General features: G+C 59.9%; 16 protein-coding genes. 5 read left to right on the forward strand and 11 right to left on the reverse strand.

All coding sequences use genetic code 11. The features are described from left to right. Positions 1–5 precede the first annotated feature (5 nt). Positions 6–929 (forward strand): lysophospholipid acyltransferase family protein, encoded by a 924-nt coding sequence (locus tag ACR0KJ_RS06010; protein WP_480626166.1) that lies wholly within the window; start codon positions 6–8, stop codon positions 927–929. Here the strand turns inward: ACR0KJ_RS06010 and ACR0KJ_RS06015 are convergent, their stop codons facing one another. Beyond that, a complete protein-coding gene (locus ACR0KJ_RS06015) occupies positions 930–1631 on the reverse strand; it encodes a DUF1223 domain-containing protein (protein WP_480626167.1) in 702 nt (233 codons plus the stop codon). It abuts the gene before it with no gap. Positions 1632–1878: 247 nt separating this feature from the next. Between ACR0KJ_RS06015 and acnA the strand changes: the two genes are divergently transcribed. Both acnA and ACR0KJ_RS06025 read left to right on the forward strand, forming a co-directional pair. Then, the gene (acnA, locus tag ACR0KJ_RS06020) at positions 1879–4569 is read left to right on the forward strand and encodes an aconitate hydratase AcnA (protein WP_480626168.1); all 2691 of its coding nucleotides are present in this window, start codon (positions 1879–1881) and stop codon (positions 4567–4569) included. A gap of 144 nt (positions 4570–4713) precedes the next feature. Continuing rightward, positions 4714–5415 carry an SDR family NAD(P)-dependent oxidoreductase gene (locus ACR0KJ_RS06025; protein ID WP_480626169.1) on the forward strand — a complete coding sequence of 234 codons (702 nt, stop codon included), beginning with the start codon at positions 4714–4716 and terminating at the stop codon, positions 5413–5415. Between the two features lie 9 nt (positions 5416–5424). Here ACR0KJ_RS06025 and ACR0KJ_RS06030 read toward each other — a convergent pair whose 3' ends face one another. From ACR0KJ_RS06030 to yajC, 10 genes are all read right to left on the reverse strand, one after another. Further along, positions 5425–5964 (reverse strand): DsbE family thiol:disulfide interchange protein, encoded by a 540-nt coding sequence (locus ACR0KJ_RS06030; RefSeq protein ID WP_170622006.1) that lies wholly within the window; start codon positions 5962–5964, stop codon positions 5425–5427. Continuing rightward, complete coding sequence (gene ccmD / locus ACR0KJ_RS06035; RefSeq protein ID WP_170449808.1) at positions 5957–6115, reverse strand: heme exporter protein CcmD; 159 nt, start codon at positions 6113–6115, stop codon at positions 5957–5959. The genes ACR0KJ_RS06030 and ccmD overlap by 8 nt, the downstream gene beginning before the upstream one ends. Continuing rightward, positions 6112–6885 (reverse strand): heme ABC transporter permease, encoded by a 774-nt coding sequence (locus ACR0KJ_RS06040; protein WP_480626170.1) that lies wholly within the window; start codon positions 6883–6885, stop codon positions 6112–6114. Before ACR0KJ_RS06040 ends, ccmD begins: the two co-directional genes overlap by 4 nt. A 61-nt stretch (positions 6886–6946) precedes the next feature. Further along, on the reverse strand, positions 6947–7603 hold the full coding sequence (ccmB, locus tag ACR0KJ_RS06045; RefSeq protein WP_170449804.1) for a heme exporter protein CcmB: 657 nt from the start codon (positions 7601–7603) through the stop codon (positions 6947–6949). Next, complete coding sequence (ccmA, locus tag ACR0KJ_RS06050; RefSeq protein WP_480626171.1) at positions 7600–8214, reverse strand: heme ABC exporter ATP-binding protein CcmA; 615 nt, start codon at positions 8212–8214, stop codon at positions 7600–7602. The genes ccmB and ccmA overlap by 4 nt, the downstream gene beginning before the upstream one ends. A 182-nt stretch (positions 8215–8396) precedes the next feature. After that, positions 8397–8750: an Mth938-like domain-containing protein gene (locus ACR0KJ_RS06055; RefSeq protein ID WP_480626172.1), complete on the reverse strand. Its 354-nt coding sequence runs from the start codon at positions 8748–8750 to the stop codon at positions 8397–8399. A gap of 9 nt (positions 8751–8759) precedes the next feature. Further along, positions 8760–9506 (reverse strand): TSUP family transporter, encoded by a 747-nt coding sequence (locus tag ACR0KJ_RS06060; protein ID WP_480626173.1) that lies wholly within the window; start codon positions 9504–9506, stop codon positions 8760–8762. After that, complete coding sequence (secF, locus tag ACR0KJ_RS06065) at positions 9499–10467, reverse strand: protein translocase subunit SecF (protein ID WP_170449797.1); 969 nt, start codon at positions 10465–10467, stop codon at positions 9499–9501. The genes ACR0KJ_RS06060 and secF overlap by 8 nt, the downstream gene beginning before the upstream one ends. A gap of 1 nt (position 10468) precedes the next feature. Next, positions 10469–12130: a protein translocase subunit SecD gene (secD, locus tag ACR0KJ_RS06070; protein WP_170519499.1), complete on the reverse strand. Its 1662-nt coding sequence runs from the start codon at positions 12128–12130 to the stop codon at positions 10469–10471. A 33-nt stretch (positions 12131–12163) separates the two neighbouring features. Continuing rightward, complete coding sequence (yajC, locus tag ACR0KJ_RS06075; protein WP_480626174.1) at positions 12164–12451, reverse strand: preprotein translocase subunit YajC; 288 nt, start codon at positions 12449–12451, stop codon at positions 12164–12166. A 201-nt stretch (positions 12452–12652) separates the two neighbouring features. On the opposite strand from yajC, the gene ACR0KJ_RS06080 reads away from it, so the two are divergent. Both ACR0KJ_RS06080 and serS read left to right on the forward strand, forming a co-directional pair. Continuing rightward, a complete protein-coding gene (locus tag ACR0KJ_RS06080; RefSeq protein ID WP_480626175.1) occupies positions 12653–14311 on the forward strand; it encodes a mechanosensitive ion channel family protein in 1659 nt (552 codons plus the stop codon). 86 nt (positions 14312–14397) lie between these two features. After that, entirely contained in the window at positions 14398–15690 is a 1293-nt protein-coding gene (gene serS / locus ACR0KJ_RS06085; RefSeq protein ID WP_480626176.1) for a serine--tRNA ligase, read from the forward strand. Positions 15691–15701 lie beyond the last annotated feature (11 nt).

Consider the following 15701-nt stretch of genomic DNA (forward strand, 5'->3'; position numbering starts at 1 on the left):
CCTTCATGCCTGTCGAAAAGTCAGAGCTCAGCCAGACTGAGCTTGCAAAATACTATGTCGCCAATCTGTTCCTGAAGGGGGTCATCGGCACCATGCGCCTGCTGCCGTATGAACGGCGCATCGCGACCATGGGTGCCATCGTGCGCGGCCTTGCCCCGGTGGTTGGATTTCGCAGACGCGTGCGCCGCAACCTGAACCTGACCTGCCCGGACCTGTCCGAGGCCGAGATTCGCAAGATCTCGGGCGATGTGTCGGACAATGCCGGGCGCGCCATCATGGAGCATTTTTCGCCCGAAGGTTTCATGGCGCGTCAGAATACCGCCAAAATCAGTGGTGCCGGAATCGCAGCGCTTGATGCCGCCATTGCCGAAGGCCGTCCGGTGATGATGATCACCGCTCATTTCGGGCATTATCTGGCGGCGCGCGTCGCGCTTCAGGCCCGGTGCGGCAAGCCCATCGGATGCCTTTATCGTCGAATGGCAAACCCCTATTTCAACGACGATTACGTCAAAGCCTTCTACAAAACCGGCTCACCCATGTTCGAGCAGGGTCGGCGCGGAATGGTGGAAATGGTGCGGTCGCTGAAAAGTGGTGGCATTATCGCGATCGTATCAGACCTGCATGTTCAGGGCGGCGAACAGCTGCAGTTCTTTGGCAAACCCGCGATCACCTCGGTTCTGAACGCCGAACTTGCGATGAAGTACAAAGCGGTCCTGATCCCGGTTTACGCGGTGCGTCAACCCAACGGAATCGACTTTGAAATCGTTCTGCATGAGCCGGTTCCGCACACCGATCCCAAGGAAATGACGCAGTTCACCAATAACGATCTGGAAAAGATGGTTCGTCAGCACATGGGCCAATGGTTCTGGATCCATCGCCGGTGGAAACACTGGAACGGGCTGGGCGTCAGCCCCGAGGAAATGCCCTGATCACCTGACCTTGGCGGCGGCAACAATGGGCCCGTGCCCGGCTTGCTGCACCAGCACGACCGCAGGCAGGTCTGACACCAGTTCCGCTGTGTAGCTTTGCGACGAAACACCGTCCCACTGCCCGGCGATCTGCCAGGATTCGACCACATTGGCATAATCCAGTTCATGCCCCGCCAACTCACCCCGGCGGATCGAGGCATGGCGCATCGGCGAATATTGGACCACTCGGACGTCATAGACCTGCCCCGCGGGCAGCTCGACCGGTGAGACCTCAACAGTCACGGCACCGCCATCCCGCTGCGCCTGAACCGAAGCTTGCGGGGCCGCCGTCAGATGCGCATTGATCAGTTGATCGAGCTGGCGGGCTTGTGCCCCGACCACGCCCTGCTGTCCGTTTACCACCATCTGCGGTGTGTAGATCATCGTCCGTCCGCCCTGCCGTGCATAGGCGCGCTGCCGGTCAGTGTGGCTGGGGTCGGCATATTCGTCTTTCCAACCGATATAGTCCCAGTAATCCACATGCAGGGCCAGACCGATCACATCGTCGCGTTTGGCCAGTTCGTGCATGATGTCGTCGGCCGGCGGGCAGGACGAACAGCCTTGCGAGGTAAACAGCTCGATCACCACCGGATCGCTTTTGGCCACAACGGGGACAAGCGCAAAAAGGGAAAATGCAGTGGCAATGGCGGCAGTTCGGATCATGTCTGGCCTCGGGCTAACAGCTTTATTCTCTGGATTCGATAAGGTGTGGTAATGGTTTAAACCCTTTGCTCATCACCCTCCAATCAAGGTTTCTTGAGACCGGTTGCAAGGATTTCCACCAAAATGTGTGCAATGGTATACAAAAAATGCACTTAACGAGCCGATCCTTCTTGAACCGGTGGCCCGAGTGATGCAGATAAAATGCAGCGACCCTGAATTCCAAGTTGTTTGAGAGGGAGGCCAACAGATGCCCATCAAAGTCGGACAGGACACCGCCAAAACGCGCCGCAGCCTGAGCGTGAATGGCAAAACCATCTCGTACTACTCAATCCCCGCAGCGCAAGAGGCCGGGCTGGGTGATTTTTCAAGGCTTCCCGCCGCGCTGAAAGTCGTGTTGGAAAACATGCTGCGGTTCGAGGATGACGGCTTTTCCGTCTCGGTCGAGGACATCAAGGCCTTCGGCGAATGGGGCGCGAATGGCGGCAAGAACCCGCGTGAGATCGCCTACCGCCCTGCCCGCGTGCTGATGCAGGATTTCACCGGCGTTCCGGCGGTGGTCGATCTGGCAGCGATGCGCGATGGCATCAAGGGTCTGGGCGGCGACGCGCAGAAGATCAACCCGCTGAACCCGGTCGATCTGGTCATCGACCACTCGGTCATGATCGACGAGTTCGGCAACCCCCGCGCCTTCCAGATGAATGTGGATCGCGAATATGAACGCAATATGGAACGTTACCAGTTCCTGAAATGGGGCCAGAACGCGTTTAACAATTTCCGCGTTGTCCCCCCCGGCACCGGCATCTGCCATCAGGTGAACCTGGAATACCTGGCCCAGACCGTCTGGACCGACACCGACCAGAACGGCGAAGAAGTCGCCTATCCCGACACGCTGGTCGGCACTGACAGCCATACCACCATGGTCAACGGCATGGCCGTTCTGGGCTGGGGCGTTGGCGGGATCGAGGCCGAGGCCGCGATGCTGGGTCAGCCGATCTCGATGCTGATCCCCGAGGTTGTGGGCTTTGAGCTGACCGGCGCGATGGTCGAAGGCACCACCGGCACCGATCTGGTGCTGAAGGTTGTGGAAATGCTGCGCGAGAAAGGCGTCGTGGGCAAATTCGTCGAATTCTACGGCAGCGGTCTGGATCGCCTGCCGCTGGCCGACCGTGCCACCATCGCCAACATGGCACCGGAATACGGCGCGACCTGCGGTTTCTTCCCCATCGACGGCGAAACCCTGCGCTACATGCGCAATACGGGCCGCGACGAGGACCGGATCGCGCTGGTCGAAGCCTATGCCAAGGAAAACGGGTTCTGGCGCGGGGCGGACTATGCGCCGATTTATACCGATACCCTGTCGCTGGACATGGGCACCATTGTCCCGGCGATCTCGGGCCCGAAACGGCCGCAAGATTATGTCGCGCTGACCAACGCCAAGGCCGCCTTTGCACACGAGATGGCCGAGACCTTCAAGCGGCCCATGGGCAAAGAGGTCCCCGTCAAAGGCGAAGACTACACCATGGAATCGGGCAAGGTCGTGATCGCCTCGATCACTTCCTGCACAAACACCTCGAACCCTTATGTGATGATCGGCGCAGGTCTGGTGGCGCGCAAGGCTGCCGCGCTGGGTTTGGATCGCAAGCCGTGGGTCAAAACCTCGCTGGCGCCCGGATCGCAGGTTGTGTCGGCCTATCTTGAGGCCGCTGGCCTGCAGGATGATCTGGACAAGATCGGCTTCAACCTTGTGGGTTACGGCTGTACCACCTGTATCGGCAACTCGGGTCCGATCCAGAAAGAACTGTCCGAAGCGATTGCCGAGGGCGATCTGGTTGCCACCTCGGTTCTGTCGGGCAACCGCAACTTCGAAGGTCGTATCTCTCCGGACGTGCGCGCCAATTATCTGGCATCACCGCCGCTGGTCGTGGTTTATGCGCTGGCGGGCACACTGGATATCGATCTGACCTCGGAGCCGATCGGTCAGGACAAGGACGGCAACGACATCTTCATGAAAGACATCTGGCCCAGCCAAAGCGAAATCGCCGAACTGGTCGAGGCAACCGTGACCCGCGAGGCGTTCCAGACCAAATATGCGGATGTGTTCAAGGGCGACGAGAAATGGCAGAGCGTCGAGGTTCCGCAACAGGAAACCTATGACTGGCCGCCGAGCTCGACCTACATCCAGAACCCGCCCTATTTTCAGGGCATGGGCCCCGAGCCGGGCACGATCTCGAATATTGAAGGTGCCAAGGTTCTGCTGATCCTGGGCGACATGATCACCACCGACCACATCTCGCCCGCCGGATCGTTTGCGACGACCACACCGGCTGGGAAGTACCTGACCGACCGCCAGGTGCAGCCGCGCGAGTTCAACTCATACGGGTCCCGCCGTGGCAACCACGAGGTCATGATGCGCGGCACCTTCGCCAATATCCGCGTCAAGAATGAGATGCTGGACGGCGTCGAGGGCGGCTACACCGTCGGGCCGGACGGTCAGCAGACCTCAGTCTACGAGGCGTCGATGGCGCATCAGGCGAACGGAACCCCGTTGGTCGTGTTTGGTGGCGAGCAATATGGCGCGGGCTCGTCCCGTGACTGGGCGGCCAAGGGCACGGCGTTGCTGGGCGTCAAGGCGGTGATCGCCGAAAGCTTTGAGCGCATTCACCGATCGAACCTTGTGGGGATGGGTGTAATTCCGCTGGAATTCACAGGCGGCGACACGCGCAAAACGCTGGGTCTGAAGGGGGATGAGACGGTCTCGATCCACGGATTGGACACTGTCGAGCCGCTGCAAGAGGTGCCCTGCACCATCATCTACGGGGATGGATCCGAGAAGACCATCACCCTGAAATGCCGGATCGATACCGCGCCCGAGATTGAATATATCGAAAACGGCGGCGTGCTGCAGTATGTGCTGCGGAATCTGGCAAAGGCGGGGTAAAGCCGCGCCTTTGGACTTGATCAGAAAGGACGCCTTCGGGCGTCCTTTTTTTTGCGAGGCTCTGCCTCGCGCTCCGAGGTATTTTTGAACAGAAGAAGTTGAATTGGCGCAAGAGACCGGGTTTGCTGCGCCGGGGAGGTCGCGATGAACAAGGTGGCATTGATAACCGGAGGCGCGCGCGGCATTGGGCGCGCGATTGTCGAGGAGTTGAGCCGCGACCATCACATCGCATTCACGTGGTTTTCGACCGAGCCGACGCATACGCTTTTGAGTGACGGGACTCTGTCCATTCGATCCGACCTGACTGAGGATGGGCAGCCGGAGGCCGTGATTCAGCAGATCATCGACAAGTTTGGCCGGCTGGACGTGATCGTAAACAACGCGGGGGCGGTGAAATCGACCCCAAAAGAGGTGTTCAATCGCGACGACCACCGCGCCATTCTGGATTTGAACCTGCTTGTGCCCGCAGCCTTGTTGACTGCCGCGTTGCCGCATCTGAAACCGGGTGCGGCGATTGTCAGCATATCTTCGATGAACGCCGTTTTGCCGCCGAAAGACGCGGTAACCTATGGGGCAAGCAAGGCTGCGCTGAACCTATGGACCCGCGGCATGGCGAAGGAGCTTGGGCCCGAAGGCATCCGGGTGAACGCAGTTGCACCAGGGGCCATCAACATCCCCGAGGCCCCGCGGCCCGATGATCTGACAGCCCTGTTTGTGAAAGACACGGCCATTGGGCGCGTCGGACGACCGGAAGACATTGCAAAGGCCGTTCGGTTCCTCGCCTCGGATGACGCTGCATTCATCACCGGCGAGACCTTGGCGGTTACCGGGGGCTACAGGCTTTAGGCAAAGGGGTTATCCGCCCGCCGCCTTTTCCAAAGCAGGGCGGATCGTGCTTTCGATCACGCGCTGAGTGATCGGCCCGGCAAAACGCAGAATGACCATACCCTCGCCGTCAATCACATAGGTTTCCGGCACGCCGTATAGGCCCCAATCCAGCGCCATGCGGCCCTGCTCGTCGCGGCCGATGGCTTCGTATGGATCACCCAACTCGGTCAGGAATCCCTCGGCATTGTCCAACTTGTCCTTGTAGTTGATGCCATAGACCGGGATGCCTTCGTCCGACAGCGCCTCAAGGTTCGGGTGCTCGGCCCGGCATGGAGCGCACCAGCTGGCCCAATAGTTGACCAGCTTGACCTCACCATCCCTCAGGGTCGTGTCGTCGAACAGGGCCTTGCCGGGAAACTCGGTCAGCACGACCGGGGGCGCAGGCTGCCCCTCGCGCGCAGAGGGCAGCGCATTTGGATCCTCGCGGAACATGCCGATCCCGGCCAGAACCGCGAAAGCCCCGAAAATCAGGGGCGGAGCGAGCATCAGGGGCGAGATTTTAGCCATTCCGGGTTACCCTTTGTTCGATCTTTTCCATCTCGGCCCGCACCTTGCGTCCGCGCAGGATACTGAAGACAACCAGTGCGACCAGCAGTGCAATCGAGGCTGCATAAGACGACAGGACCGCGTCCGCGTATTTTCCAAGATCAGGGATCATCCGCCCACCCTTTCCCGTGTAAGCAACGCCTTGATCCGCCGCGCCCGGATTTCCGTGCCGGTGCGATACAGCACCAGCGCGATGAACAGCAGCACAAAGCCGATGATGCACGCCAGCAGCGGATAGAAGAAGATATTGCTGACCTTCTCTTCGGTATCGGTGCCGGTGACGGCACCCGCCCGCATGACGGACGCGCCCTGATGCAGGCCCTGATTCCAGAAGTTCACCGCATAGCGGCTGAGGATCGCAAAGACCGACCCCACCAGACACAGGACCGAGGTCAGGTCGGCAGCGGTATCGGGGTCTTCAATCGCCTCCCATAACGCCACGTATCCGAGGTAGAACAGGAACAGGATCAGGAACGAGGTCAGGCGCGGATCCCAAGCCCACCATGTCCCCCACATCGGCTGTCCCCAGATCGCACCGGTTGCCAGCGCGATCAGCGTCATGACGATGCCGATCGGGGCGGCGGCTCGCGCAGCCAGAGCACTGACATGGTGGCGGCGCACCAGCCAGACCAGCGAGGTCACCAGCATCATCAGCCAGCAATTGATCGCCATCAGCGCCGACGGGACGTGCAGGTAGATGATCTTAACGGTCGATCCCTGCTTGTAATCGTCCGGCGTGAAGAAAAAGCCCCAGACCAGCCCGACCACGATAAACACTGCCGATGTGATCCAGAAAAACGGCAGGACACGTTCACTGGTGGCAAGGAACTTGCGCGGGTTGGCATATTCCCAGAGGGCGTTGGCTTTGGCTGCGATTGTCATGGCCGTTATTTAGTCTGAATCGGAGGTTTTCTCAATTGACCTCGGTCAAAGATGTGGCGCTTCACCGCAGATTGATCCGCAGCACCGCTGCGCTGGCAAAGGGCAGCAGGGCGATGGTTGCTGCGGTGATCCCGGCAAGCATCAGAAGCGGTGTCTGTGTTTCCATCCCGATGGCACCACGGCGGGCGACCTCAGCGCCGAAAATCAGGGTTGGGACGTAAAGCGGCAGGACCAGAAGGGACAGCAGCAACCCGCCCCGTTTCAGGCCGACGGTTAGCGCTGCGCCGAAGGTGCCAATAACGCTCATGGCTGGGGTGCCGAGCAGCAGCGAGATCACCAGCCAGAAAAAGCCCGGCACCGGCAGGTTCAATAGCACACCCAGAAAGGGTGCAGCGAGGACCAGCGGCAGGCCGGTGGTGATCCAATGGGCCAGCGCCTTGATCGAGACAACCGCTTCAAGCGGTAGTGGCGCGGTGGCCAGCAAGTCCAGCGAGCCGTCTTCCCAATCCAGCGCCAACAGGCGGTCAAGCGACAGCAGGCAGGCCAGAAGCGCACCGAGCCACAGGACACCTGGCGCGATCGTAGACAGCAGCGACGATTGCGGGCCGACCGCAAAGGGCACCAGAACCGTTACGATCAGGAAGAAGGCCAGCCCCAGACCAAAGCCGCCGCCCGCCCGGAAGGCCAGTTTCAGATCACGCAGCAACAGGGCGATCACAGGAAACCTCCGTCAAAGTCTTCGATGGGGGCGGGTTTGGCTTTGTTGGGGCCTACGTCCAGGACCTCGCCATCAAGGCCCAGATCGATATGGGTGGCGATCAGGGCCGAGCCACCCTGCCCCAGATGCGCGCGCACCGCATCTGCGAACATCTGCACGGCGTTTTTGTCCAGCGAAACGGTTGGTTCGTCCAGCATCCAGATCGGCCGCCCCGTGACCAGCATCCGCGCCAGCCCCAATCGCCGCTTTTGTCCGGCGGACAGGTTGCCAGCGTGACGGTCCGAAAGCTCATTCAGCGCAAAGGCGTCCAAGGCGGACTGGATCTGCTGCGTCCCAAAAACCGAGGCCCAGAAGCTGAGGTTTTCAGTCACTGTCAACGTTGGTTTCAACCCGTCGGAATGCGAGGCGTACGCGATCTGATCTTCGGCACCGTCTATCTGACCGGTCAACGGGGCCTGCAACCCGGCCAGCGTGCGCAACAGGGTTGTCTTGCCGATCCCGTTCGGCCCGCGCAGGATCAGGGCCTGACCGGGATGGAGCGTGAAGCTCAGCCCCTCCAGTACTGGAATGCCGCCTCGGGTGATGGTCAGATCGGTTACGGTTAACGTCATGTGACCCGCTTATCCGATTGGGGACGCAGGCAAAAGGCGGGATTTGCCGCAGGGTGGCGATGTCGGCGCATATTGGTGATTGCGGGAGCGAGAGGCCAGCCTCGCCGCCATTGGCGCTCGAACCAATGGCGCACTAATGGCGGCTCTCCGGGATATTTTTGGCCAGATGAAGGGGGATCCGGTTACACGGGGATCAGGGCCAGCGCGATGCGGCGACCTTCTGACAGCAGGACGTTATAGGTGCGGCAAGCAGCTGGGGAGTTCATGATCTCGATCCCGATACCCGCATTTTCCAATGCGTGGCGCAGGTCTGTGGGGATGTGGGTCAGTTCGGCTCCGGTGCCGATCAACAGTACATCTACGGCGTCCGAAAGGTTAAGCAGGGGTTCGGAGTCGGCGTACCCCTCCCACGATTGGGTTCCAGTTGCGCCAGTCAAGACGCCTCCGTTATGGACCTGCCCTCCGATACGAAAAAAGCCCGGTCCGTAGCCGTCGATGGGTTGGGCGTTGGAATAGGTGATCTCATTCAATCGCATGGGTGGTATCTATCCCCAAAGTGGCAGGCCGGACAAGGCCGCCAGCGCAATCGCCAGATAGGCGGCGGCACGGTAGAGGTGCTCGCGGTCGGGTCGGAACAGCCAGCCCCCCAGCCAGTTGCCCAACAGGTTTGGCACGGCCAGCGCAAACCCCAGCCCCGCGGCGGCCAGCGTTACCTGCCCCATGCCGGTGAGATAGCCCAACAGCAGGAAGTCAAAGGCAAACAGGAAAAGCAGGATGGTTGCCCGGATTACTTCCACAGGCAGCGGGCGCGACATGTAGAACAGGATAACGGCTGGTCCGGGCAACCCCGCAACGCCGCCCAGAAATCCAGCGGCACCGCCGATACCTGTGACCATCGCGCGGCCGACACGGCCGTGATAGCGCAGGCCCAGGATCAGAATGGCGAGCATGATCAGGGCAAGGCCGCTGACCGCGTAGCGAAACACTTCGGGGTCGACTTGCGTTAGTACCCACAGGCCGACCGGCAGAATCGCGGCGCAACCGATCACCAAACGTGCCAGATCGCCCTTGTTCACCGCGCCCCAAGCCCGGCGCAGGTTCGGCAAGGGGCCGAAGATATCCATGATGGTCAGACCGATCAGAGCCCCGAAGGGGCCCAGATAAGGCGTGGCGATGGGCAGGAAGACCAAAGCGGTTCCGAATCCCGAAAAGCCGCGCACGACCCCGCCCAGAAACGCTGCAAAAAAGATAACGCCCAGACCCTGCGGGGACTGGCCGAAAACCTCAGGCATCTATGTTGGCAAACTGGTTGCCGGCGGTGTTGGATGGCTTGGACCAGTCACGCTTGACCCCCAGCCACAGCAGGATGGTCGAGGCCACAAAGACCGACGAATAGGTCCCCACGATCACGCCCCAGATCATCGCAAACACAAACCCCCGGATCACGTCGCCGCCCAAAACATAAAGCGAGATCAGCGCCAGCAAGGTTGTGACCGAGGTCATCACTGTCCGACTGAGCGTTTCGTTGATCGAGATGTTCAGAACTTCCTTGAGGTCTTTCTTCTTGTACTTCCGCAGGTTCTCCCTCACCCGGTCGAACACAACCACGGTGTCGTTCAGAGAGTAGCCAACGATGGTCAACAGGGCTGCTATAATGGCCAGGTCGAAGCGGATTTGCAGTTCCGAGAAGATGCCGATGGTCAGGATCACGTCATGCACAAGTGCGGCCACCGCCCCCAACGCAAACTGCCATTCGAACCGCAACCAGATATAGACAAGCACGGCACCGATGGCCAAAGCCACGGCGATGACCGCCGTCTGGATCAGTTCGCCGGACACTTTCGGGCCGACCGATTCAACCGAGACAAATTGGATGTCGGGGATCACAGTTTGCAACGCGCTTTCAACCGCTGTGATTGTCGAAGCTTCAACCGCTTCGGCATCGGCCTGCGCCTGAATGCGGATCATGGCGACGTTTTCGTCCGGCCCGAATGTCGGGTCAAAAATCTCGGTGATCGTGACATCGCCCAATTCCAGCGGCGCGATGGCGTCGCGGTAGGTGCCCACGTCAATCGGCTGAGCGCTTTCGGTGCGGATCGTGGTGCCGCCCCGGAAATCGATGCCGAAATTCAGACCTTGCAACAGGAATGAAACAAAGGCGATCACCATCATCAAGCCCGAGATGCCCAGCCAGACTTTCCACCGGCTGAAGAAATCGAACGAGGTTTCCTGGGGTACGAGTTTCAGTCTCATGTCAAACCTCGATCATTTTCGGACGGCGGCGTTCGAACCACATGACCACCATCAGGCGCGTCACGAAGATCGCAGTGAAGACCGAGGTGATGATACCCAGCCCAAGCGTAATAGCGAAGCCCCGCACCGGACCGCTGCCCATGGCAAACAGGATGGTCGCAGTGATGAATGTGGTGACGTTGGCGTCCAGAATGGCCGACAGCGCCTTTTCATAGCCAAGCTCGATGGCGCGGGCCGGGCCTTTGGCGGATTTCAGTTCCTCGCGGATGCGTTCAAAGATCAGAACGTTGGCATCCACCGCCATACCCACGGTCAACACGATCCCGGCGATGCCCGGCAGCGTCAGAGTGGCCCCGATCAAGGACAGCAAGCCGAACAGCAGACCGACGTTGATGATCAGAGCGATGTTGGCAAAGATACCGAACAGCCCGTAGCTGAGCGCCATGAAGACCAGCACCGCGGCGAAGGCCACGATTGTGGCGACTTTACCGGCGTCGATGCTGTCTTGGCCCAGTTCAGGGCCGATGGTGCGTTCTTCCAGAAAGATCAGCTCGGCGGGCAAGGCCCCTGCCCGCAGCAGGATGGCCAGATTGGTGCTTTCCTCGACCGAGAAGTTGCCGGTGATGATCCCCGACCCGCCCGGAATGTGGCTTTGGATGACCGGGGCCGAGATCACCTCGTCATCCAACACGATGGCAAAGGGCGCGCCGATATTGTCGCGCGTGTAGTCACCAAATTTGCGCGCACCTGATGTGTTGAAACGGAAGCTGACCGCCGGACGACCATTCTGATCGAAGGATGGCTGCGCGTCCACCAGTTCCTCACCCGTCACGACCGGGGCGGATTCGATGATGTAGTAAACACCGCTTTCGTCGATTGAGGGCACGACTTCCTGACCAATACCAGCAACCGCATCCGGGTCGGTGCCGCGATTGACCACAGGGTTGAAGGTCAGCTGCGCCGTCGTTCCGATGATGTCTTTCAACTCTCCGGCGCTGCCGATCCCCGGCACCTGGATCAGGATACGGTCCGCGCCCTGGCGCTGAATGGTGGGTTCGCGGGTTCCGACCTCGTCAATCCGGCGGCGGACAATCTCAAGCGATTGGCGCACGGTGCGGTCGTCTGAGGCCAGTTTTTCAGCCTCGGACAGTTGCACGACAATCGTATCCCCGTCGGCGAAGGCTTCGATGTCGGTCGCGCCGACCCCGGTCAGGGTTTGCACCTGACGGGCAAGACCGCGCACAACCTCTAGCGCGCGGGGCATCCCCTCGGGCTGGCTGATGCGGACGCGAATCTGATCGGGGGCCGAGTCCTGACGGCGGATGGTTCCAACTGTCGCCCGCTCGTCCCGCAGGGCGTCGCGGATTTCCGGCCACATGCCCTCCATCCGGGATTCGTAGACATCCTCGACCTTAACCTCGGCCAGCAGATGGGCACCGCCGCGCAGATCAAGGCCCAGATTGACCAGAGACGAAGGCAGCCAGTTGGGCCATTGTTCGGCTTGCGCCTGATTTTCGGGGGTGTTTGCGCCCAGCTCAATCGCGGCTTTGGCGTCGTTGGATTGTTCGACCCGCGTGTAAAACGCATTTGGCAGGGCAAGGATCAGGCCGGTCACGCAGACCAGCCAGATCAGAACCCGCTTCCAGGTATCAATTTGCAGCATTACCCTGCCTTTTCAAGGAATTGTCAGGCGAAGTTACTTCGCAGGTTCGGTCTTGTTCAGAACCTGGGCGATGGTCGATTTGATCACGCGCACCTTCACACCTTCGGCGATCTCGACCTCGATCTCGTTCTCGCCTTCCTTGACCTTGGACACTTTGCCAATCAGACCACCCTGTGTGACGACCTGATCGCCCCGGCGCACGGCCTCGACCATGGCCTGATGTTCCTTCATCTTCTTTTGCTGCGGACGGATCAGCAGGAAATACATGATCGCGAAGATCAGGATCAGCGGGAGAAACTGGGCGATTGCGCCACCTTCCATGGGATATTCCTTTTGCTTTGTGTTGCGGCACCGTTCCGCAAATTTGGCGGGAACCTATGCGCTGATATGTCTGTTTGCAAGCAAAGGCGGCGGTGTGACCCACCTGAACGCGACCCTGTCACCGCAAGAACAGTCAAAGCGTTGCAGATATGTCCTAGGAACATGGCCCAAACCGGGTATAGTCCGGGGTAAGGGGGACATATGGCACGGCAATTCAAGCCCTTCCTTTTGTTACGTTATTTCCTGGCCGCTTTGGCGGTGATCCTGTGGTTTGACGGTCCTGTCCGGGCACAGGACGCACCTGCGGAAGCGACCGCGCCTGAAACGGCTGAATCAGAGGCCTTTATGGCCCCGGTCATTGTGGACGGGGACATCCTGTTTCAGGTCCGCGGCTCAAGCGCCCTGCCCGCGCCCGAACGGGCCGAGGGTGTTCAGAACAAGATCATCGAAATCGCCGAAGCCTCGGACGCGACCGAGGTCGCAATCAGCTTTGAAGAAACCGACTTTGGCACCTGGATTCTGGCAGATGGTGAAAGGGTCTCAATCGTCACCGAAGCCGATGCCGAATTGGATCAGATGGAGCTGAGCGTTGTCAGCGTTCTGCACGGCAATGCGATCAAGCAATCCATCGAAGCCTACCGCTCGAACAGAACGGATCAGGCGCGCGTGTCGGGCGCGATCGAAGCTGCGGCCTGGACCTTGGGCTTTATTGTCTTTGTCGTCGCCATCCTGTGGCTGCATCGCAGGATCCGACGGCGCACCCTGAAATTCGTCAAACGCCACCTGAAGGACGTTGAAACCGCCACCGCCAAAAGCGTTCAGGCCGAGGCAATTGCTGCCCTGGTACGCTATGGGCTGAATTTTGTCCTGCTGGTGATCTTCTTTCTGGGCTTTTACTACTATCTGTCCTTCGTCCTGCTTGCCTTTGCCGAAACCCGCTATTTCGCGCAGTTGCTTCTGACCTACCTGACGGAACCCGTCCTTCTGATCTTCAAGGGCATCCTCAGCTATATCCCGAATATGATCATGCTTGGCCTGATCACCTGGGTAACGATGTATATTATCAAGGGCATGCGGGTGTTCTTTGACGCGGTCGAAGCGGGCTCGTTCGAGTTGGGGGATTTCGAAAAGCACTGGATCAACCCAACCTTCAACATCGCTCGGGTGGTTGTGATCCTGATCGCGCTGGTCTTTGCTGTGCCCTATATCCCGGGCTCGGATTCCGCGGCGTTTCAGGGGCTGACCATTCTGGTGGGTGCGATGCTGTCGCTTGGCGCAAACTCGGTCGTGTCGAATATGCTGGCGGGGCTGTTTGTGATCTATCGCCGCTCGACCTCGATCGGGGATCGAATTCAGATCGGGGATCACATTGGTGACGTGGTGCAGATCAAGCTGATGGAGACACATCTGAAATCCATCAAGAATGAGCTGATCTCGATCCCCAACGCGCAGCTGATGAATTCGGATGTGGTGAATTTCTCGAAGAAAACCGACGGCAGCGGTCTGTTGCTGCACACCACTGTCGGCATCGGGTACGAGGAACCGCCCGAAAAGGTCGAGGCGATGCTGATCGAAGCCGCCCATCGCACCAAGGGGATCAAGGCCAAGCCTGAACCCTTTGTATTGTGGACCGCGCTGGCCGATTACGCGATCAATTATCAGATCAATGGGTACACCACACGCGGCAGTATTATCCCCAAAATCCGGTCAGACCTGCACCGCAACATCGTGGCTGTGTTTAACGAGAACAATGTGCAGATCATGACCCCGTCCTACATGGCCGACCCGCCCGAGCCGAAGATCCCAGCCGGGGATTGGGATGGTCATCTGGCGCATCACGAAGAGACGCCAGACAGTTAAGCGCAATTTGGTTAACCAGCGCTACACCCTTCCAGCCATATGGTGCATAAGCAGCTTTAGTGATTCACGCATTAAGGATCTGAGACATGCACGACATCCGCGCCATTCGCGAAAACCCCGCCGCCTTCGACGCCGCTCTTGCGCGCCGTGGGGACGCGCCGGTGTCGTCAGACCTGCTGCGCCTGGACGAAAGCCGCCGCGCCAAAATTCTGGCCGCCGAGACGGCGCAGGCCGAACAGAACAAAGCCAGCAAAGAGGTCGGTGCCGCCAAGGGGCGCGGAGATGAGGCGGAATTCGAACGCCTGCGCACTCTGGTCGCCGAAAAAAAGGCCGAGATTGCGCGGATGCAGACCGAAGCCAAGGATCTGGACGCGCTGCTGACCGATCAACTGGCCCGCATCGCCAACCTGCCCGCCGAGGATGTACCCCAAGGCGCGGACGAGAATGATAATGTCGAGGTCAACCGCTGGGGCACGCCGCGTGCGTTCGATTTCGCTCCGAAAGAGCATTTCGACATTCCCGCCGTCGCCGCCGCAATGGATTTCGAGACCGCCGCCAAGACCAGCGGCAGCCGGTTTGTGAACCTGTCAAAAGGCGTCGCGCGTATCCACCGCGCCTTGGCCCAGTTCATGCTGGACACCCATATCGACAAGAACGGTCTGACCGAGATGCAGACCCCCGTTCTGGTCCGGGATGAGGCGATGTATGGCACCGACAAACTGCCGAAATTCGGCGATGACAGCTATCAGACCACCAATGGCTGGTGGCTGATCCCGACCTCTGAGGTCACACTGACCTATTCGGTATCCGGGGAGATTCTGGACGAGGCCGCCCTGCCCATCCGCATGACCGCCCACACCGTCTGCTTCCGGTCCGAAGCTGGCAGCGCCGGTAAGGACACCGCCGGGATGCTGCGGCAGCACCAGTTTGAAAAGGTCGAGATGGTCTCGATCACTCATCCCGATAAATCGGACGAGGAACAAAAACGGATGCTGCGCTGCGCCGAGGACCTGTTGGAGCAGCTGGGCATCCCCTACCGCACCGTTGTCCTGTGCACCGGTGATATGGGATTTGGCGCGCGCCGCACCTTTGACATCGAGGCATGGCTGCCCGGTCAGGATACCTATCGCGAGATCAGCTCGGTCTCGACCACCGGCGATTTTCAGGCCCGGCGCATGAATGCTCGTTTCCGCCCCGAAGCGGGTGGCAAACCGGAATATGTCCACAGCCTGAACGGCTCGGGGCTGGCCGTGGGGCGCTGCCTGATCGCTGTGCTGGAGAACGGGCAGAACGCAGATGGCACTGTGACCGTGCCCGAGGTTCTGGCCCCCTATCTGGGCGGCAAGCGGACCCTGCAAACAGACGGTACGCTGGCATAAGAAAACTGGCG

It is taken from the genome of Ruegeria sp. AD6, assembly GCF_056542325.1.